Source organism: Nannocystis bainbridge, from assembly GCF_028368995.1.
Lineage (GTDB): Bacteria > Myxococcota_A > Polyangia > Nannocystales > Nannocystaceae > Nannocystis > Nannocystis bainbridge.
Genome location: NZ_JAQNDL010000001.1, coordinates 1,979,688 through 1,999,311, shown reverse-complemented (window position 1 = coordinate 1,999,311; position 19,624 = coordinate 1,979,688). Strand labels below are relative to the sequence as shown.

Annotated in this window: 14 protein-coding genes; 7 read left to right on the top strand and 7 right to left on the bottom strand. The window is 71.9% G+C overall.

Annotation, left to right across the window (positions count from 1 at the left end):
- Window positions 1-105: 105 nt before the first annotated feature.
- Window positions 106-1,956 carry a serine/threonine-protein kinase gene (locus POL25_RS07755; protein WP_272085273.1) on the bottom strand — a complete coding sequence of 617 codons (1,851 nt, stop codon included), beginning with the start codon at window positions 1,954-1,956 and terminating at the stop codon, window positions 106-108.
- A gap of 209 nt (window positions 1,957-2,165) precedes the next feature.
- Here POL25_RS07755 and POL25_RS07750 point away from each other — a divergent pair, with 209 nt between their 5' ends.
- The 4 genes from POL25_RS07750 (at window position 2,166) to POL25_RS07735 (ending at window position 7,339) form a co-directional block, all read left to right on the top strand.
- Complete coding sequence (locus POL25_RS07750; protein ID WP_272085272.1) at window positions 2,166-2,963, top strand: hypothetical protein; 798 nt, start codon at window positions 2,166-2,168, stop codon at window positions 2,961-2,963.
- A 268-nt stretch (window positions 2,964-3,231) separates the two neighbouring features.
- Window positions 3,232-4,980, top strand: a complete 1,749-nt coding sequence (locus tag POL25_RS07745) for a CFI-box-CTERM domain-containing protein (RefSeq protein WP_272085271.1) — start codon at window positions 3,232-3,234, stop codon at window positions 4,978-4,980.
- Window positions 4,981-5,022: 42 nt separating this feature from the next.
- Window positions 5,023-5,256 (top strand): hypothetical protein, encoded by a 234-nt coding sequence (locus POL25_RS07740; protein ID WP_272085270.1) that lies wholly within the window; start codon window positions 5,023-5,025, stop codon window positions 5,254-5,256.
- A 292-nt stretch (window positions 5,257-5,548) separates the two neighbouring features.
- Window positions 5,549-7,339, top strand: a complete 1,791-nt coding sequence (locus POL25_RS07735) for a serine/threonine protein kinase (RefSeq protein WP_272085269.1) — start codon at window positions 5,549-5,551, stop codon at window positions 7,337-7,339.
- A 32-nt stretch (window positions 7,340-7,371) separates the two neighbouring features.
- Here POL25_RS07735 and POL25_RS07730 read toward each other — a convergent pair whose 3' ends face one another.
- From POL25_RS07730 to POL25_RS07720, 3 genes are read right to left on the bottom strand one after another with little or no spacing between them, the layout of a single operon-like run.
- Window positions 7,372-7,836 (bottom strand): hypothetical protein, encoded by a 465-nt coding sequence (locus POL25_RS07730; protein WP_272085268.1) that lies wholly within the window; start codon window positions 7,834-7,836, stop codon window positions 7,372-7,374.
- Window positions 7,837-7,840: 4 nt separating this feature from the next.
- Window positions 7,841-8,914 carry a PAAR domain-containing protein gene (locus POL25_RS07725; RefSeq protein WP_272085267.1) on the bottom strand — a complete coding sequence of 358 codons (1,074 nt, stop codon included), beginning with the start codon at window positions 8,912-8,914 and terminating at the stop codon, window positions 7,841-7,843.
- A gap of 1 nt (window position 8,915) precedes the next feature.
- Window positions 8,916-9,374 (bottom strand): DcrB-related protein, encoded by a 459-nt coding sequence (locus tag POL25_RS07720; protein ID WP_272085266.1) that lies wholly within the window; start codon window positions 9,372-9,374, stop codon window positions 8,916-8,918.
- Window positions 9,375-9,618: 244 nt separating this feature from the next.
- Between POL25_RS07720 and POL25_RS07715 the strand changes: the two genes are divergently transcribed.
- Both POL25_RS07715 and POL25_RS07710 read left to right on the top strand, forming a co-directional pair.
- Window positions 9,619-11,535, top strand: a complete 1,917-nt coding sequence (locus tag POL25_RS07715) for a type VI secretion system Vgr family protein (protein WP_272085265.1) — start codon at window positions 9,619-9,621, stop codon at window positions 11,533-11,535.
- 13 nt (window positions 11,536-11,548) lie between these two features.
- Window positions 11,549-14,041: a serine/threonine protein kinase gene (locus tag POL25_RS07710; RefSeq protein WP_272085264.1), complete on the top strand. Its 2,493-nt coding sequence runs from the start codon at window positions 11,549-11,551 to the stop codon at window positions 14,039-14,041.
- Window positions 14,042-14,233: 192 nt separating this feature from the next.
- On the opposite strand, the gene POL25_RS07705 is transcribed toward POL25_RS07710, so the two are convergent.
- The 3 genes from POL25_RS07705 to POL25_RS07695 form a co-directional block, all read right to left on the bottom strand.
- Window positions 14,234-14,905, bottom strand: coding sequence for a hypothetical protein (locus tag POL25_RS07705; protein ID WP_272085263.1), 672 nt, complete (start codon window positions 14,903-14,905; stop codon window positions 14,234-14,236).
- A gap of 318 nt (window positions 14,906-15,223) precedes the next feature.
- Complete coding sequence (locus POL25_RS44180) at window positions 15,224-16,843, bottom strand: adenylate/guanylate cyclase domain-containing protein (RefSeq protein ID WP_272085262.1); 1,620 nt, start codon at window positions 16,841-16,843, stop codon at window positions 15,224-15,226.
- Window positions 16,840-17,541, bottom strand: coding sequence for a geranylgeranylglyceryl/heptaprenylglyceryl phosphate synthase (locus POL25_RS07695; RefSeq protein ID WP_272085261.1), 702 nt, complete (start codon window positions 17,539-17,541; stop codon window positions 16,840-16,842). Before POL25_RS07695 ends, POL25_RS44180 begins: the two co-directional genes overlap by 4 nt.
- A gap of 317 nt (window positions 17,542-17,858) precedes the next feature.
- Here POL25_RS07695 and POL25_RS07690 point away from each other — a divergent pair, with 317 nt between their 5' ends.
- Window positions 17,859-19,412 carry an NHL repeat-containing protein gene (locus tag POL25_RS07690; RefSeq protein WP_272085260.1) on the top strand — a complete coding sequence of 518 codons (1,554 nt, stop codon included), beginning with the start codon at window positions 17,859-17,861 and terminating at the stop codon, window positions 19,410-19,412.
- The last annotated feature ends 212 nt before the right edge of the window (window positions 19,413-19,624 follow it).

The window sequence follows — 19,624 nt, the reverse complement described above, 5'->3', positions numbered from 1 at the left end:
TCGGGCATGCTCCCGAGGGCATGTGCTTCGGGGCATGTCTCGAAGGGCATGTCGCAAGGGGCAGGCTCGCGGACCTGTCCTCGCGGACAGCGGCCTCGCGCGAGCCTATAGCGAGACCTTGCGGCCGAGGACCATCTTCGGCTCGAAGGCGGTCGAAAGCACCGCGTCGGCCAGGCACTTGCCGAGGGCGTCGTGGACCGAGGGCACCGAGCGGGTGACTTTGCCGTCGAGGCCGATCGCGTAGTCGATGACGATCTTCGGCCCTTCGATCGCGCCGTGGGTCTTGCGACACTTCTGGGCCTTGCGCTCGATCTGCTTGAGCGGGTCGACCGGCGCCGCGGGCTTGGCGACGCCGCGCTTCTTCTCGACCGCGGGCGTGGGCGGCGTGACCTCGGGCTCGAGCGGCGGCAGGGCCTGCTCGGGCGTGGGCGTGGGCGGCTCGGCGTCGGGCGTCGAAGGCTCGGGCGAGGCGACGGCGGGCGGGTTGCTCGGTGGGGTCTGCTCGGGCGCCGGATCCGACGGGGATGAGGGCGCGGGAGGAGGGGACGGCGGAGACGGTGAGAGCGCGGCGCTCGGCGGGGTCTCGACGCGCTGCGGCTGCGCGGGCGTCGGGTCGTCGCCGCGGGTCAGCGCGAACGCGACGGCGGCGGCGCCGAGCACCCCTGCCGCGGCGAGCACGAGCAGCGGACGCGAGCGACGGGGCTGCGGCGGCGCGAAGGCGGTGGTCGGGCTGGTCCGCGTGCCCTCGCCCGGGGTCGCGGCGTCGGACGTGAGCCCGCCTGCGGACCGGCCCGCCTGCGGCTCGTGCACGGGGGTGGTGACGGGCGTCCTGGCTTCGTGTGCCGCGGCCGTCGCGGCGTGCTGCGGCGCCGTCGGTGCGGTGGTGGCGTGCTGCGGCTCGTGTGCGCCCTCGGCGACGGGCTGCTTCGGCGCGTGCGCCGTCGCGGCCTCGGGGCGGGCCGCCTCTTGCGTGGGCGCGGTCGCGGGGCGGGCGAGGTCTTCGAGCCGGTTCGTGCCCGGCTGCGTCACCGGGCTCTGCAAGTCGCGCGAGAACCGATTGGAAGTGGTGATGGGCGCGAGCGCGGGCGCCTCGCGCTGCAGCAGCTCGGCCAGCGCCAGGCCGACCTCCTGCATCGATTGAAAGCGATCACCTGGCCTCTTGGCCATGGCCTTGAGGACGATGGCGTCGAGCGCCGGCGAGATGCCGGCCGCGGGCGCGAGGCTCGACGGGGCCGGTGGCGCGGACTCGCAGTGCTGCATGGCGACCTGGATCGGCTCGCCGGTGAACGGCACGCGGCCGGTCAGCAGCTTGAACATCACCACCCCGAACGAATAGATGTCGCTGCGGCGGTCGAGGTTGGCGTTGCGGACCTGCTCCGGCGACATGTAGCTCGGCGTGCCGAGCGTGATGCCGGTCTCGGTCAGCTCGGAGTCGTCCTCGGCGCGGGCGATGCCGAAGTCGAGCAGCTTGCAGATCTCCTCGCCGTCGCGCTTCTGGGCCAGGAACACGTTCGAGACCTTGAGGTCGCGGTGAATGAGGCCGTTGTCGTGGACGCAGGCGACGGCCCGGGCGATCTGGCTGGACCACGCGCAGGCCTCGTGGACCGTGAACGGTCGCTCGCCGCGGCGGCGCACGCGGGCGTCGAGGTCCTCGCCCTGCAGCAGCTCCATCGCGAAGTACACCAGCCCCGACGGCTCCTCGCCGAACGCGTAGATGTCGACGATGTTGGGGTGGTCGAGCGAGGCGATCATCTGCGCCTCGCGCAGGAACCGCTCGACGCTGGTGCGATCCTCGGCGAGCTTGGCGTGGAGGATCTTCAGGGCGCAGCGGCGGCGCAGCCGGGTGTCCTCGCCGACGTACACGTCGCCCATGCCGCCGCGGCCGAGCAGGCCGATCACGCGGTACCGATTCTCGAGCACCGTGCCGATCACCTGGGCGTCGCGGTCGGCCACCATTTCAGGGCTCTCTACCACCCCTGCGCGGGCAGCAGCAACGCGGGCGACCAGGTGCACTAATGCGCGGCGCGATATCGTGGCTCGCGGCGCGGCGCAGGCGCGGCCGCGGGACGTGTTACGGTCGCGGCATGGCATTTCGTCGCGTGCGAGGACGCATCCAGGCGCTCCTCGTCTGGCCCCTTTGCGCTTCGCTCTCGCTCGCTCCGGCCGTGACGAGCGCCGCTCCGGCGCCGGCCGACGACCTCGTGAAGTTCGACAGCGGCTTCCGCGAGGGGCAGGACCAGTTCAACCGCGGCGAGTACCTGTCGGCCGCGCGCACGTGGAGCGGCGCGGTCGAGCGGCTCCACGAGTCGCCCGACAACAAGGACAACCGCGCGGCGGTCTACAGCTACATCGCCGACGCCTACGGCAAGTCGGCGCGGAACGGCGCCGGCCTCGACATCGTGCGCGAGGGGCTGGCGGTGCTCGACGCCTACGCCGCGCAGTTCACCGCCGCCTATCCGGGCGAGGCGCTGCCGGCCCAGGTGATCGAGACGCGCGATCGGTTTCGGGCCGCCAGCGACGCGGCCGACGCCGCCGCAGCGCCGCAGCCGCCCGTGACGGGGCCGCGCGAGCCACCCGGCGCGCCCGTCGACGCGCCGAAGCAAGGCAAGCCGTGGCGCGGCCTGGCGATCGGCGGCGGCGTGTCGCTCGGCCTCGGCCTCGCCAGTCTCGGGTTGTTCGCTGGCGGGCTGGCGCGGGTCCGCGACGGCCAGCGGCAATTCGACGACCCCGCCAACGCGTGTCCGCCGAACGACCCGCAAGGCGCGTGCAAGGCGATCGACGACGGCGCCAAAGCTTGGGACGTGGCGGCGACGCTCGGCGTGTTCCTGGCGCCGGTGCTGCTCGGGGCGGGCGGGGCGTTGCTGGCGGTCGGGCTCAAGCGGCGCGCGGCGGAGCGGCGGATGAGCATGGCGCCGACGTTCGGGCTGCGCTCGGCCGGGGTGACATGGGCGCTGCGGTTCTGACGCGGCGCACGGAGTGATTCGCTACGGTCGTGTACGCGGCCGCGCGAGCGACTCTCGCGGGCATGATTCGGGATGCGGTGCAGAGCTCGCGCTTCGGGATCTTCTCCGAGGAGTGATTCGCGAGCGAGACCTCGCGCGCCGCGAGTGACTCTCGCGGAGGATTCCTTCGACGGGTGACCCGGGAGGCGCTCTGCCCTGGCCACGACGCCCGCCTTGCTCGTCGTCGCGGCCGACGAAGTCCGCCGCGGGCCTGTGCTATCGTCCTCGCGTGCCGCGCTCGCCGACGCTCTTGCTCGCCGCGCTCCTGCTCGCGCCGACGTCGGCCGTGCGCGTCGCTGCAGCAGCCGAGCCGGTGCTGGTCGAGTTTCACTTCACGCCGGTGAAGAACGCCCAGATTGCGATCTGGCTCGAGGACGCCAAGGGCAATTACGTCCGGGACGTCATGGTCACCCAGGCGGTCGGCAAGTACGGGATCGGCAACCGGCCGGGGATCTGGAACTTCCTCTCGAGCTGGCGCGCGCCGTACGGGCCGCGCGTGTCGGTGCTGCCGGTGTGGGCTCACCGGCGCGGCAAGACCTACCCGAAGATCATCCTTCACGACGAGGATCCTGGCGACCTCGACTCGCTCGGCTTTCACGAGAACACCTCGTCGGACGAGCCCTACTTTTGTCGGCCGCTGTCGCCGTCCGAGCACGAGACGGTCGCCGTCGACACCATGACCTGCCCCTCGCCCAAGGTCTTTAATTCGGACAAGGGGCAGTTCGATCCGGAGGGCGACATCAGCTGGTACCCGCCGCGCAACGACATCCTCGCGTTCGACCCAGCGCTCGACGCCGAGGAGACCCAGACCTACGCGACGCTCAACGACCTCGACGCCGTCACGGCCGCGACCCCGCCCGGCGACCAGGCCGCGTTCGTGACGGTGCTGGTGCCGCCCGAGGCGATGGCCGGGGCGCCGCTCACGGCCTACCTCGAGATCGGCGTCGAGGCCGACGAGAATTCGGCCTTCAGCTTCGACCGCGACGCCGATCATTATGTCGACCCCGACCTCTCGGCCTACGGCGTCGAGTACCTCGGGCAGCCCTCGGTGGTCTACGCCGTGCCGTTCGATCCGTTCACCCAGGGCTTTCGCGGCACCGTCGATTACGCTGGCTACGCCGACTGGGACGGGGCGACCGGCGCGCTGCATCCGCCCGATCCGACCATCAGCGCGGCCGACGGCAGCGGCGCCGATCGCCTCAAGCTCATGAGCAAGAACGGTGAGACGTTCCGCTGGGGCGTCTACTCGCACGGCGGCCCGGGCGAGGGCGGCACGACCGGCGACGGCGGGAGCGGCAGCGACAGCGGCGAGTCCGACGGTCCGGACGGCACGACCGGCGGCGATCCCGGCGACGGCTGGGGCTCGTGCGCGCAGGTCCACGCGCTGGCGCCGATCGAGGACCTCGCGCTGGTCGGCGAGTCGTTCGATCGCGTGCAGGTCAGCTTTCGCCTGCCGCCGCCCGCCGACCCGACGATCGCGCTCAAGGAAGTGCACGTGTTCTCGATCGCCAGCAACGCGCCGCTCACCGAGGAGCTGCTCGGCGCGGCCCACCAGTCGACCTTCTCCGCCGCCGAGCTGGGCCGCACCGAGGGCCTGGTGAGCGTCGAGGTCGGTGAGCTGTGGGCCGATTACACCTACCAGTTCGCGGTCCGCCACGAGGACGCGTGCACCAACCGCAGCCCGCTGGTGACCGCGGACATCACCACCGAGGCGCAGAAGTTCCAGACGGTCGACACGTTCTGCTTCCTCGCCACCGCCGCCTGGGGCGCGCCGTGGGCGGCCCAGGTCGCGGCCCTGCGGGCGTTCCGCGACGATTTTCTCAAAGCCTCGCCGACCGGTGTCGACCTGGTCCGCTTTTACTACGCCCACAGCCCGCCGCTCGCGCGGGTGATCGCCCGCGAGCCGTTGCTGCGCGGGCTGGCGCGGGTGGTCCTGCAGCCGGTCGCCGACGCGGCCGCGCTGGCGACGTCGCGCTGACCTTGTGGACATGTTCCTAAGGACATGTTGAGAGGCGATCCGATGGCACGTTCTTACAAGCGGCACCCGGTGGTCGCGGTCACCACGGCGAGCAGCGAGAAGCAGGACAGGCTGCGTGACAGCCGGTGCCGGCGGCGGAAGCTCCGCGCGGCGTTGAAGTCTTCGTCCTGCGAGCCGCCGGTCGAGCCGCGGCGATCGGGGAGCGCGGTGTTCGCCAAGGACGGCAAGCGCTGGCTGGCCGCGGACGCCTCGCCGCTCCGGCGACTGCGCAAGTAGCTGCGTGACCGCGCTCGGTTCGTCGGGCTACGCGTGCGAGGCTCCGCGCGGCGGCCGTCCGCGGATGGCCTCGTGGCCTCGCCGAGTGATTCTCCCGCGACTGCGATCGATAGCGACGCCGGACCGCCGTCCGCGGATGGCCTCGTGGCCTCGCCGGGTGACTCACCCCGCGACTGCCACCAATCACAGCAGTGCGCGCTCGCGGCTCGGCCGGCGACGCGCGCCCTCGCTCGCGGCCGCTCGCGTTGACGGCCACGCGGGCCGCGGCCTATCCTCCGGTCGCACAGCGCTCTTGTCCGGCAGCTTCCCACCGCGCGTCGGCGATCGGATCGCCAATCGTTACAAGCTCACCGCGTTCGTCCGCGGCGACGGTCCGGCCCAGGTCTTCCGCGCCCAGGACGCGCAGGGCGGCGGGGTCGTCCTCGTGGTCTTCGACCCCGCGCGCTGCGAGCCGGACACCTGGGCCTCGTTCGCGCAACTTATCGAGGTGACGACCGCGGCGGCGCTGCCCGGCTTGTCGCTGCTGCAGGGCGTGAGCGAGACGCCGCCGTCGCCGCCGCACTGCCTGGCCGAGGTGGACCTCGGCCGCAGCTTCGACAGCCTGCGCGCCGAGGAGGGCCGACTCCCGTGGCAGCGAGCGCTGAGCCTCGGCGAACAGGCGGCGGCGATCCTCGAGGAGGTCGAGGCGACGATCGGTCTGCCTCATCGCGCGCTGACGGGCGCGCGCTGCTCGGTCGGCGCGCAGGGCCAGGTCAAGCTGCTGGACTATGGGATCGCCGAGCTCGAGCCGATCGAGGGCCGCGCCGACGAATTGGGGTACCGCGCGCCGGAGCAGCAGAAGGGCCCGGGCGACGCGGCCAGCGACGTGTTCTCGCTGGCGGTGATCTTGTTTGAAATGATCGCCGGCGAGCGGCCCTCGCCGAAGCAGGCCAGGAGCCTGCGCTCGCTGGTGCCGGAGGTGCCGCCGGCCGTCGACGAGCTGCTCGCGCAGGCGCTGGCCGTCGAGCCCGAAGCGCGCCCGCCGAACGCGGCGGCCCTGCGTGCTTCGCTGCGCGAGGTGCTCGGGATCGACCCCGCGCCGGGCTTGCCGGGCGCGTCGCCGACCCTCGAGTCGGCCGCGAGCGAGAAGCCGACGGCCGCCGGCCCTGCCAAGCCCGCGATCGCGCCGAGCGCCCCGCCGACGCTGACGATCGGCGGGAGCTCGCAGGCGCTGCCGGCCCCACCCGCCGGGGCGAGCTCGGTCCGCTCGCTGGCGGCCGGCCTGGCGCCGCTGGAGGAGCCGCGGACGTCAGGGCTGTTCGAGCGACTGCGCGGCCCCTCGGCCCCGCTGGCAGGCCCACCGCGCAGCGAGCCGCTGCCGTCGACGGTGCGCGGCGCGGCGGCCCTGCGCATGTCGGAGGTCCCCGCCGCGCGCATGGCCTCGGGCCCGAGCGCCGCCGCGAGCGCGTCCGGGCGCATCGATCGGACCGAACTCCTGCCGGAGGCCAATGCGACGCCGGCAGGCCGTAGCGACCGCACGGAGATCTTCGTCGAGGACAAATCACAGCCGGTAGCTCGCACGGAGATCTTCGTCGAGAACAAATCACCGCCGGCAGCTCGCAGCGATCGCACGGAGATCTTCGTCGAGAACAAGTCACAACCGGCAGCTCGCACGGAGATCTTCGTCGAGAACAAATCGGCGCCGGCGGCCCGCACGGAGATCTTCGTCGACAGCAAGCCAGCGGCCCGCAGCGACGGCGGAGCGGCGCCGGTTCGCAACGACCGCACCGAGATCTTCATGGGCAACAGCGGCCAGTCCGGCGCGCGCACGGAGATCTTCATGGGCAACAGCGGCCAGTCCGGCGCGCGCAACGATCGCACCGAGCTGCTGCCGCCCTCCGTCTCTTTCACCGCCGGGCAACCCCAGCCTGACCGCGAGCGCTCGCTCGCTCCCGCCGCGGCCCCGCCGGCGCGCTCCGGGCCGCCGAGCCCCTCGGCAGCGCCCGCGCCCGAAAAAGCGGCCAGGTCGCCCGTCAAGGTCGCGCTGATCGTCGTCAACACGGTCCTGCTATTGCTGGTCGCGCTGGTCCTCGCATTGCGCTGAGGCGACCGCCTCGCCTGGCTCTGAGGACAGCTTCAGCGCCCGACCGGCGGGTTGCCGTCGCGCACCGCGTCGTCGAACACCTGCCCGAGCAGCTCGGCCGCCTTGGGGTCGCCGTTGCGTACGGCGAGCAGCAGGCGGGCGATCGGCTCGGCGATCGGCAGCACGTCGACGACTCCGGTCGCGCGCTCGATGCGGAGCTCGAAGCGGCCGTCGGTGCGCTGCCAGAACGAGCGGGCGTGGGCCTGGATCGTCTCGCCGAGGTACTGCGCGGCGCGGCGCGACACCTCCTCGAGCGCGTCGGGCGAGCCCTCAGCCAGCACCTGGGCCACGATCGGCGCCAGCTTGGCCAGCGAGGCGCGGCTGAAGTCGAGGTTCTGCCGCCAGAACATCAGCCGCGGCGGCATGTAATTCCGCTCGAGCCAGCGTCCGGCCAGGTCGGCCTCGACGATGAAGCCCTCGAGCAGATCGTCGACCTCGTCTTCGTCCGTGTGCGGCATGGCGTCATCCCCCTGCCGGAGCATGCCACGACGTGTCGCAGTTGTGGCCCTCGGGGGGCTTGGCTTCGATCGCCTTTTGGAACGCCGAGTTGAGCGCGCCGAGCAGGTCGGGCGTGCCGAGCTCGAGCGGGCCGGCCGACATCAGCGAGGTCATCACATTGTTGACCCGCTGGTTGCGCGTCACGCCCGGTCTGACGCCCTCCTTGCCGACCAGGTGGGTCCAGTTCTGCGACCACCGCTGGTACGACCACGGGGTCTTGCCCTCGGCGGCCTTCCTGGTGAGGTAGCGCTGCCATGACTGCGACCGCGCCACCGAGCTGGTCGCGCTCCACGAGCCGACGCGGGGCAGCTTGCCGGCCGCCGCCCCGCCGAACATCCCGAGGGTCAGCTCGATGCCGATCGCGGCGTACCCGGGGTCGACGCCGAGGGCGTTGCCGACGGTCGTGTTGATCGCCTTGTAGGTGCCGTAGTCCGACTGGTACAGCCCGACCGCGGCCAGCGAGCCGAGCGCCGACGCCGGGTAGATCGCGATCGTCGTCGCCGTCAGGACGAAGCCGAGGCGCGGCAGGATGAAGTCGATCAGCCCCTTCTCCGTGCCCTTGACGCGGTGCTTGGGGCCGCCGACGAACACGTTCGGCGAGCCGGCGCCGACGATCGCGTCGCACAGCAGCTGATCGCCGACCCGCGTGACCGGGGCGCAGTGGACGAGCACCGTGCCGCTGCCCTCGACGACCACGGTCTCGCCGTGCGGGAACACGACCGGGATCCAGCACGGCTCGGCTTTGCGGCCGACGGCGACGATGTGCTGGTTGTTGACGTGCACGTCCGGGTAGCCCTGCGACAGCGCGCCGGTCGTGATGTTGGAGCCGAAGGCGCGGGCGATCAGCTCGCCGGCGATGCCGCCTCCGACCGCGCCCGCGGCGGCCAGGGCGATGAGCGCCGCGCCGCCGGTCGCGGCCGTCGCCACGGCGATCGCCACCACCGCGACGGCGCCGACCACCGCGCCGATGGCGAAGCCCATCAGCCCGGGGCTGTGCTCGATCGGGTCCAGGACGCGCGCGACGGCTGCCCCGGTCATGTCACTTCCCCGCCGGCGTGAATCGTGCGCCCCGCAGCACCGCCTCGAACGTCTCCTTGAACTCCGGCAGGTGGCGCTGCGAGGCCGAGGTGATCACGCACGCGACCTGCCCGGGGGAGTACATCACGCTGGTGTGGGTCTGCCGGTACACCGTGCCCTGGGCGGTCCACGTGAACTCGATCTCGAGCGCCGGCTGCCCGCCGAGCTTCGAGTCGCGCCGCTCGATCAGCGAGAACCCCGGCAGCGTGCGCGCCAGCTCGATCATCAGCCCGTCGACGAAGCGCGTCAGCTTGGTGCGGGCGTCGATCGACTCGACGCGCACGACGACGCTCGCGCCCTCTTCGCCCTCGACGCCGTTGGTGAATGCGACCAGCGCCTTCTTGCCCCACGTCTTCGGTATCGGCAGGAACATGCCCTCGCCGGCCGACATCTCCTCGAATTCCTTCTCGTCCGTCTTCATATCGTCGCCGCCATCGCGCGGGGTCGCGTCGAGCGGCCACGATATCAGCCCGCCGCGGCCGAGTCATGCGCCGCGGCCGGGCGCGCGAACGCGCCGGCCCGCGCGCGCGATCGTTCGCCGGGCGACTGCTCGCATTCGCCACTGTGCATTCATCTCCGCGCATGAGGCCGCCGGCGCGCACGTTTGACCTCGGCTCCGGCCCGGGTGTAACCTCGGAATGTGGAGCGCCTCGCTCGATTGACGTATGACTGTCGATAATTCACGTCTCACCGTATTCGAGCTGAAGGTCGCCGGGACGCCGATGGGGGTGGTCCGAATGGCCGGGCGCGAGGCCCTCTCGAGCCTGTTCGAGTTCCACGTCGAGGTCGCCGACCTCGACCTCGACCCCGAGACGCTGCTCGGTCAGCCCGCGCTGCTCGAGATCCGGGCCCTGGACGCGCCGCGGCTGGTCCAGGGGATCGTCACCGAGGCCGAGTACGTCGGCCAGACGCGCAGCCACCAGCTCTACGAGCTCACGATCGCGCCGCTGGCCCACCGCCTGGCCCTGCGCGAGGGCTGCCGGGTGTTCCAGAACAAGACGACCGAGCAGATCGTGACCGACGTGCTGGTCGCGGCCGGGATCCCGCGCGACTTCTTCGCCTTCAACCTGACCGCCGAGTACGGGCCGCGGAACTACTGCGTGCAATACCGTGAGACCGACCTCGCGTTCGTCCACCGGCTGCTCGAGGAGGACGGGATCTTCTATTACTTCAAGCACGAGGAGGCGCGGCACGTGTGGCTGATGGCCGACCACGTGCAGGCGCACCAGCCGATCGACGGCACGCCGACGGTCGACTACAACCCGCCGACGGGGGCGGTGCAGGACCGCGAGCACGTGCACGAGTTCCGCTTCGGCGGGCGCCTGCGGCCCGGCAAGCTGTCGCTGCGGGACTTCAACCTCCACCGGCCCGACCTCGGGCTCGAGGCCCAGGAGGCGGCCCGCACCAACACCGACCTCGAGGTCTACGAGTTCCCGGGCGAGTACCAGGAGCCCGGGCGCGGCGGCCCGCATCAGGGCCAATTCTTGGCCAAGACGCGGCTCGAGGAGCTGCAGTCCCATCGCAGGTTCGGCTCCGGCGTGAGCGACTGCCCGCGGCTGTCGGCGGGGCGCACGATGACCCTCGCGGGCCACCCGAAGCACGAGCTCAACGCCGAGTATCGCATCATCCAGGTCGAGCACACCGGCAGCCAGCCGCAGACGCTCGGCCAGGACGAGTCGGGCGCGAGCGAGTACCGCAACCGCTTCACGGTGACCGAGCTGCGGCTGCCGTTCCGCCCGGCGCGTCAGACCCCGCGGCCGGTCATGCGCGGCGTGCAGACCGCGACGGTGGTCGGCCCCGAGGGCGAGGAGGTGCACACCGACGCCGAGGGCCGCGTGCGCGTGCAGTTCCACTGGGACCGCGAGGGCCTGCACAACGAGACCAGCACGACGTGGGTCCGCGTCAGCCAGGCCTGGGCCGGCAACGGCTACGGCTCGATGTTCCTGCCGCGGATCGGCCACGAGGTGCTGGTCGACTTCATCGAGGGCGACCCGGACCGACCGATCGTCATCGGCCGCATCTATCACGGCGGCAACGACACGCCGTATCCGCTGCCGGCCGAGAAGACGAAGAGCACGATCAAGAGCGACAGCTCGCCGGGCGGCGGCGGCTTCAACGAGCTGCGCTTCGAGGACCGCAAGGGCTCCGAGGAGATCTTCCTCCACGCGCAGAAGGACTGGAACACCCAGATCCTCAACAACATGACCGAGTCGGTCGGCGTCGACTGCACCGAAACCATCGGCTCCAACCTGACCACGTCGGTCGGCTCCAACCGCACGACGACGATCGGCAGCAACGACTCGTGCCTGGTCGGCGCGGTCCACTCGGTGACGATCGCCCAGCCGTCGACGCCCCCGCCGAGCGTGCCGGCGACCGGCACGACCATGCAGGACACGTTCTACAAGGTCACCAGCGGGGCCGCGCGCATCGTCCTCAACGGGCCCGACGTCTTCATCATCGCCGAGGGCAGCGTCGCGGTGTCGGCGACCGCCAACATCACCCTGGCCGCGGGCGGCAACATCAGCGTCCTTGCGACCGAGCAGCTTATCCTCAATGGTAAGCTGGTGAAGATCAACTGCTGAGCCGCGAGCGTCCGTGCCCGAAGCCTTCGCACCCGCTGTCGGTCACCGCTTCGCCGGTCGCTTCGAGCTGCAAGAGCTGCTGCGCGGCAGCGGACCCGCGCGCGTGTTCATGGCCGCCGACGGGGCCGCCAGACCGCTCGTGCTCGTGTTGTTCGATCCGTCTGCTTGCAGCCCGAGCGCCTGGGCCGCCTTTCTGCGGGTCGTGCACGCGGCGGCGGAGGCCGGCCTGGGGGCGCTGCGCAACGTCCCGACGACGCCGCCCGATCCGCCGTTTTGCCTCGCCGAATCGCCGGTCGGCTGGAGCTTCGATCGCCTGCGCCAGGGCGGTCCGGCGTGGTGGCTCAAGCAGACCACGCCGCGCTGGGATCGCGCGCTCCGCCTCGGCGAGCGCGCGGCGGCGCTGCTGGAGCGCGCCCACGCGGCGCTCGGCGTGCCGCACCGCGCCCTGACGCCGCAGCGCCTCGTCGTCACCGAGAACGACGAGCTGACGATCCTCGACTTCGGCGTCGGCGAGCTCGAGCCGGTCGCCGGCCGGGCCGATGATTGCGGCTACCGTGCGCCCGAACAGGCCACGTGCGCCGGCGATGCCCGCAGCGACGTGTTCTCGCTCGCGTCGGTGGTGTTCGAGCTGATCGCGGGCGAGCGGCCGTCGCCGAGGTCTCCGTCGCGGCTGCGATCGCTGGTCCCGGGGGTGCCGCAGGCCGTCGACGAGCTGTTCGCCGAGGCGCTGGCGACCGAGCCCTGGCAGCGCTACGCGGACATGGCGGAGCTGCGGGCGGCGATGCGCGAGGTCCTCGGCCTCGGACCGGCGCCGGCGGTCTCGGTCGCGCCTGAGGCTCGATACGAGCCGCCTGCGAGCGTCTCGGCGGAGCACGATCCGGAGGCCGTGCTCCCGCGCAGCGACCTGCCGATCTTGCCGGGCTCGCCGGGCGCACCTGGCCCCGCGAGCGTGGTGCCGCCGGTCCGGGAGCGGTGGATCGCGCCGACCTCGCCGGGCGCGGTCGCGTCGGCGCCGGTGAGCTCGATCGTGTCGGCGCCGCCCGGTGGGGTCGCACCGTCGGCGTCGTCGAGCCTCGCGAGCTCGATCGTATCGGCGCCGCCGGGTGGGGTCGCACTCGCGGCAGCGCCGAGCCCCGCGAGCTCGTTCGCATCGCCGCCGCGCGGGTCTCTGCTCGCGCCGCTGGGGCTGCCGTCGTCGCCGGTCCCCACGCGCCCGGCCGATTCGGCGCCGCCGCGCGGATCGCTGCTGCCGCCCATCCAGCCGCGGGCCGTCACGCCGGCGTCGTCGCCAGCGAGCGGCGAGGCGCCCGTGAGCAAGACGGAGATCGACTGGACGCGGCCGCGCCCCGACTCGTCGTCGTCCGCGAGCTCCGGTTCGCTGCGGTACTCGAAGCTGGTGGGCGCCGAGAAGACCGACATCCTCGCGGTGCCGGAGGACCCGATCCGGCCGCCCGCGGCGAAGACGGAGCTGCTGCCACCATCACCCGCGCAGGCGGCCTTCACGCCCGTGAAGACGGAGCTGCTGCCGCCATCACCGACGAGCCCGGTGGGAGCGCGGACAGAGATTTTGTCGTCACCGCCGGCGAGCACGGTGGGGGCGCGGACGGAGATATTCACGTCACCACCGACGAGCACGGTGGGGGCGCGGACGCAGATTTTGTCGTCACCGCCGGCGAGCACGGTGGGAGCGCGGACGGAGATTTTGTCGTCACCGCCGGCGAGCTTGGCGGGGGCGCGGACGCAGATTTTGTCGTCACCGCCGGCGAGCACGGTGGGAGCGCGGACGGAGATTTTGTCGTCACCGCCGGCGAGCTCGGCGGGGGCGCGGACGCAGATTTTGTCGTCACCACCGGCGAGCACGGCGGGAGCGCGGACGGAGATGTTTACGTCGTCGTCGGTGAGCCCTGCCGCGCCACGGACGGAGATGTTCACGTCGTCGGTGAGCTCTGGCGCGCCACGGACGGAGATGTTCACGTCGTCGTCGGTGAGCCCCGCCGCGCCACGGACGGAGATTTTCACGTCGTCACCGGCGCGTCCCCTTTCGCCAGAGGAAAGGCCGGCCGAACGGACGGAGGCGTTTCACGCGGACGAACCGGCGCCGGCCAACCGGGCCGCTCGCACCGAGATCTTCTTCGGCCATGGCGCGACCACGAGCGCCGAGCGCACCGAGATCTTCGTCGGCGATCCCGCGAGCGGAAGGACCGGCCGCACCGAGCTCTTCGTCGGCAATCACGCGACGCCGGCGGCTCGCTCGGAGCGCACCGAGCAGCTGTCACCCGGGCCGAACTTCACCGAGCCGCCGCGCACGCCGGCGAACCTCGAGCACGCCCCCGAAAGCGCGGCGACAGGCCCCGCGCAGCCGAGGCCCACATCGGAGGTCGCGCGGCCCGCGACCCGCGGCGCGCCGCTGCCGGGGAAGGCATCGGGGTCGCCGGTCAAGCTGCTCCTCTTCACCGTCAATGCGGTGCTGATCGTGGTGATCGTGCTGGTCCTGGTACTGCGCTGATCCTGCTCACAGCAGGAGCTCGCTGCTCCGACAACAAGCGTGCCGCGGCTCGAGCCAGTCGGCTGACGCAGCAAGCAGCAGCGAAGCATCCACCGGCATGGACCTCGGCAGGTCGAGGTGTTCAGATTTTCTAGCGAAACCATGATGATATGTCCAAAGGGACATATCATCGCACCACGAACCTCGCCCGGCTCACCGGCGGAACGGCAGCGCCTTGTACTGGGCGACCACCACCTGCTGATCGTGGACCACGGCGAGCAGGCGTTGCCAGCGGGCGTTGGCGTCGGCGAGGGCGGCCACGCGGGTCGACAGCGCCGACTGGCTGGCCTCGACGGCCTCGAGCTGCATCGAGGTGCGGGCGCCCGCCAGCCAGGCCACCGCGGGGGCCATCATCAGCATGAAGCTCATCCATAGCGACAGGCGGAAGTAGCCGCCCACGCCCGGGACCGCGGCGGCGCAGATGAGCGCGAACACCAGCGCGCTGACCCCGAGCAGCAGGGCGACCGGGCCGGCGATCTGGACCAGGCGGACCACGCTCGGTGGCGGCGGCGCGCCGTCGCGGCGGGCGGCGACCAGGCGAACCGCGACCTGGCGTGATGGACATGTCTCCAGGGATAGGTTCTCGGCGTAACATTGGGCGCTGACGACCGCCGAGAACTCGCCGCGGGACACCGACAGGCGCACACCCTCGATCAGTCCGTTCAGCTCGGTGGCCTCGGTGCGGAAGCCCTCCGAGGGCGGGAAGTGCACCTGGCACGCGTCCTCGACGGTATTGGCGACGTTGCGTACGAGCTCCCCGGCCTGGCGCACTGTCCACGCCGGGCGCCGGACCGCCCACTGGTAGTTCAGGTCGCTCGTCCCCATGACAGATCTTTTTACCCGCAGGCGAACGTCCCGTCCACCGCGGCCGCCCCGGGCGCGAACACGATGGCGATCGAGGCCGCGCGGAGCGGGCGCGGCGGTCTGGCGCGGCGACCCCGAGCGCGCATTCCGAGCGAGCCGAGCGCCGCGAATCATTCGCGCTCACGAGGTGCCGACGCGGCGAGCCCGAGCGCGGTTTGCCACGTTCGCCCGGCGCTCGCCCGGCGCCCCGCGGCGACTACGTGCGAGCGCGACCCGCCATTCCCCCCGGTGACCTGCATGGCGATCCGCTCGCCGGCCCCCGCAGACGACCTCGCGGGCTTACGAGGTCTTCAGGCCCAGCAGCGGGAACACCGCCGTGGGGCGCGATTTGCCCTTGAGATGGACCGTCACCGGCGCGCCCACGACCGCCGCGTCGCCGAGCAATACCCGCGTGACCTCCGAGATCAGCACGTCGTGGCCGACCTCTTTGCACGCCGACTCGATGCGGGTCGCCGTGTTGACCGAGTCGCCGATCAGCGTGTAGTCGAGCCGCTGCGGCGCGCCGATGTTGCCGGCGATCGCCTCGCCGGTGTGGACGCCGACGCCGATCCGCAGCGGCTGCGAGCCCTCCGCCGCGAGCGCGGCGTTGAGCTGCGCGAGCCGGCGCTGCATGCCCAGGGCCGCGCGGGCCGCCGCGCGGGCCGAGAGCTCGGGGGCGAGCCGGACCGGGGCGCCGAACACCACGAGGATCGCGTCGCCGATGAACTTGTCGATGAGGCCGCCGTGCTCCATGCACTCCTCGACCATCTCGGTGAAGTAGCGGTTCAAGATCCGCACCACCTGCTTCGGCGGCATGTGCTCGACCAGCGGGGTGAAGCCGCGGATGTCGGCCATCAGGATCGTCGCCGTGACGAGCTCGCCGCCGAGCTCGAGCCCGCCCTGCATCACCACGTCGCGGACCTGGCGGGTGACGTAGCGGGTGAAGGCGTCCTTGATGAAGTCGCGCTCCTCGAGGCCGCCGAGCATGCCGTTGACGGCGGCGCTGAGCTGGCCGACCTCGTCGCCGCCGATCGGCAGGGCGCGGCGCGACAGCTGGTCGGGCGTCAGCGTGCCGACGAGGTCGGTCAGCTCGCGCAGCGGGTCGGTGGTGTGACGCGTGACCAGCAAGCAGCCCGAGAGGCTGACGAGCAGGCCGATCGCGGTGACCACGAGGATGTGCAGCGCCAGCGCCGACGGCTCGTGGGCGGCGATCGCCGCGCTCGCGCCGCGATAGGCCAGGGTGCCCGAGATCACCGCCCCGGCCAGCTGCACGCCGACGATCACGATCGCCATCTTGGCGCCGAGGCCGAGGCGGACGATCCCGGGGCCGATGACCGGCAGCATCGGGCTGCGCGCGATCAGGGCCCGGCGCAGCGGGCGGGTCGCGGCGTCGGTGTAGAGCCAGGCGAAGATCGCGTCGAGCACCGCGGCGAGCAGCCCGCCGACGGCGATGTGGAGGCCGAGCCAGACGTCGCCGGTGATGGCGATCATGATCGCCGCCGCGCAGAGGCCGACGGCCACCGCCGACAGGCCGATGAAGATCGAGATGCGCGCCGGCCAGCTCAGCGCCTGGCGCCAGGCGTCGAGGTCGACGCTGTCGCCGGGGCGGCGCAGCCACGGTCCCAGGCGGTCGACGAAGCGGAGGTGACGGAGGTAGACGACGGCGATCGAGGTGACGACGAGGCCGGCGAGCACGACCAGGAATTGCGGCAGCGCGCCCGGCGGGAACTCGGTGGCGACGGTGATGTAGTAGGCGCCGACGACGGCCGCGGTCGAGCCGATGGCGATCGCCACCGCGAACACGCGCAGCAGCTCGCGCGGGGGCGGCAGCGGCAGGTCGGGCCCGGCGGCGGCGCGCGGGCGGGTGAGCAGGCGCAGGCGGGGGGACGTGCCTGCGGGGTCGTGCGGCGGTTCGTTCACGCGGGCCTGAGCAGGGCGTCGTAGAATTCGCGGGCCAGGCGGAGCGGGTCGCTGGCGTCCTCGTACATGTCGGAGGGCGTCACGACGGTGTCGGCGCCCATGCGCAGCGCCTTCTCGCCGCTGGCCGGATCGAACTCGTCGGAGATGACGAGGTGGAGCCCGGAGACCTGCTTGAGCGCGGCGATGAGGGCCGGGTCGATCGCCAGCGCCGGGTCCTCGTAGTCGAGCGCGAGGTAGCGGTAGCCGATCATGCGGGCATAATTGGCGTAGCCGAGGATGATCTTCGGCGACGGGACCAGGAACGCGTCGAAGTACCAGCGCGCGGTGCTGTTGCCCATGATGAAGTAGGCCAGCGGGATGAAGTTGAGGCCGCGACGCGCCACGTGCATCGCCGTGGCCACCGAGCCGGACCCGAACGGCCGCGCGTAGTGCGAGTTCGAGTTCATCACGTCGGGCAGCAGCACGACGTCGGCCGGCGCCAGCGAGTCGGGCCCGGCCGGGTAGAGCACGACCTGCAGCCGGGTCTGCTCCTTGATCTTCATCGTCAGCCCCGGCAAGTCGGCCGAGCCGGTGCCGCCGAGCAAGATCTGGCGGTAACCGATGCGCTCGAGCTCGCGGTAAAAAGCGAGGTCGGAGAAGCTGTCAGGATCGAGCAGCGGGAGATAGCGCTCGAACACGAAATTGCGGTCCTGCTCCACGTCTGGGCCTCCGGTCTCTCCGGCCCGCTGGGCCTTGTGGGCCCCAGGGTATCGCATCCGCGGTCGGCGCGGTTGTGCGGAAACGAGCAAGCTCCGGGGCCGGGGGCGTGGGTTCCCTCGCGTGCGCGCCGCGGGCAGCCCGGCGATCGTGACAGTGGATAGGCAGGCATCGGGGGCGGCGACGTGAATGTAGCGACCCGTCGCGGCGAGTCCCGCCATTCTCGAAGGTCTCGCCGTTATCTGCAGCGCCTGGGGCAATCCGCCCGGCGAGCTCCGCCCCGGATCGCGGCCCGGCGATCGGGTGTATGCTGCGAGCCATGATGTTTGTCCGCCCGTTATTCCTGGCCGCTTCGATCGTGCTCGCCTGTGGCCCGCCCAAGGATTCGGGGGACAGCACCGAGTCCGCGGGGACGACGGATGAGGAGCCTGGCATGTCGACCACGGGGGCGACGCCGACGACGAGCGGGGGGATGACGGGCACCTCGACGACCGGCACCTCGACGACGGACGGCAGCGGCACCGACGGCGAGTCGGAGGAAGAGCTCTGCGGCGCGCCGGGCCAGGTGCGGTGGATCAAGCAGTTCGACGCCGCCTCCGACACCGGTTACAACGGGCTCGGCCTCGCCGTCGACGGCGGGGGCAATGTGATCCTGGTCGGCAAGTTCCACCACCCCGCCAGCTTCGGCGGTGAGACCTTCGCCGTCACCGACGATTGGCCCGACGCGTTCGTGGCCAAGTTCGACACCGAGGGCAATCACCTGTGGAGCCGCCATTTCGGCGGTCTCGGCGAGCAGCGCATCGACGAGGTCGCGGTCGACGACGACGGCAGCATCGCGCTCGGCGGGCGGTTCAGCGGTTCGATCGATCTCGGCGGCGGAGAGCTGACCGCGGTGAGCTTCATGGACGTCCTCGTCGCTCGGCTGTCGCCCGAAGGCGAGCACCTGTGGAGCCGCAGCTTCGCGGGCTCGGACATGGCCACCGTCGGCAGGGTGTCCCAGATCGCGGCCGTGCACGGCGAGACGGTCTTCGCGGCGGACATCGGCACGCCCACCGACTTCGGCGGCGGGCAGATCGGGCAGCCCGACAGCAACAACAGCTTCGTGGTGACGCTCGACGCGGCGGGCGAACACGTGTGGAGCCAGGCGATGGGCGTCGACGCGCCGGGGAGCTTCGAGTCGACCGGGCTGGCGGTCGATGGCGACGGCGTGGTGTGGGTGTCGGGCCGGTTCGAGCATTCGGCGCTCAGCGACGACCAGCCGCCGATGCCGTTCACGACCATGAGCATGTATGTCGCGCGCTTCGCCGCCGACGGCCAGCCGCAGCCGATGCTGGTGAGCACGGGCGACCCGGCCCACATGCCGTACTTTCCGACGCTCGCGGCCGATGGCGTGGGTCGGGTCCACGTCGGCGGCTCGTTCTTCGGCGGGCTGGAATTCGGCGGGGCGCTGCTGGGCAGCAGCGGCTCGGTCGACGGCTTCTTGCTGACGCTCGACGGCGAGGGCGCGCCGCTGCGGCAGCTGGCGTTCGGACAGGGAGAGCACGAGGAGCAGGGGCTCCTCGACATCGCCGGCGACGCGGCCGGCAGGACGGCCCTCGCCGGCCAGTTCCAGAGCGGCATCGATCTCGGCGGCATCTCCCTGAGCGGCAACCCGGCGGTCGACGGCTTCGTGGCCAAGCTCGAGGTCGACGGCGCGACCCGGTGGGCGCGGTCGTTCGGGGCGGAGAGCTGGGGGGTCAGCTCCGAGGTCGCGCTCGACGCCGCGGGCGCGGTGTACGTCGCGGGGCAGTTCCGCGACTCGATGGCGCTCGACGGCCACCTGGTCGGGCCGGCCGACGATTACGACACGGTGCTGATGAAGCTGTGCCCGTGAGGGGTCACCGCGGCGAGCCCGGGGTGATGCTCGCCGGTCTCGCCGGTGGCGTGCGCGCCGAGTCACTCGATCGCACGAGCAGGTCCGACCCGGGTCGGATGGGCGGCGCGCACGCGTCGCGCACGCGGAGTGATTCGCAGGTGCGGCCCTCGCTTCGTGGGCCCCGCGAACTTTTTTCCCCGATCGACGGGCGCCTTGACGGAAACCGTGGG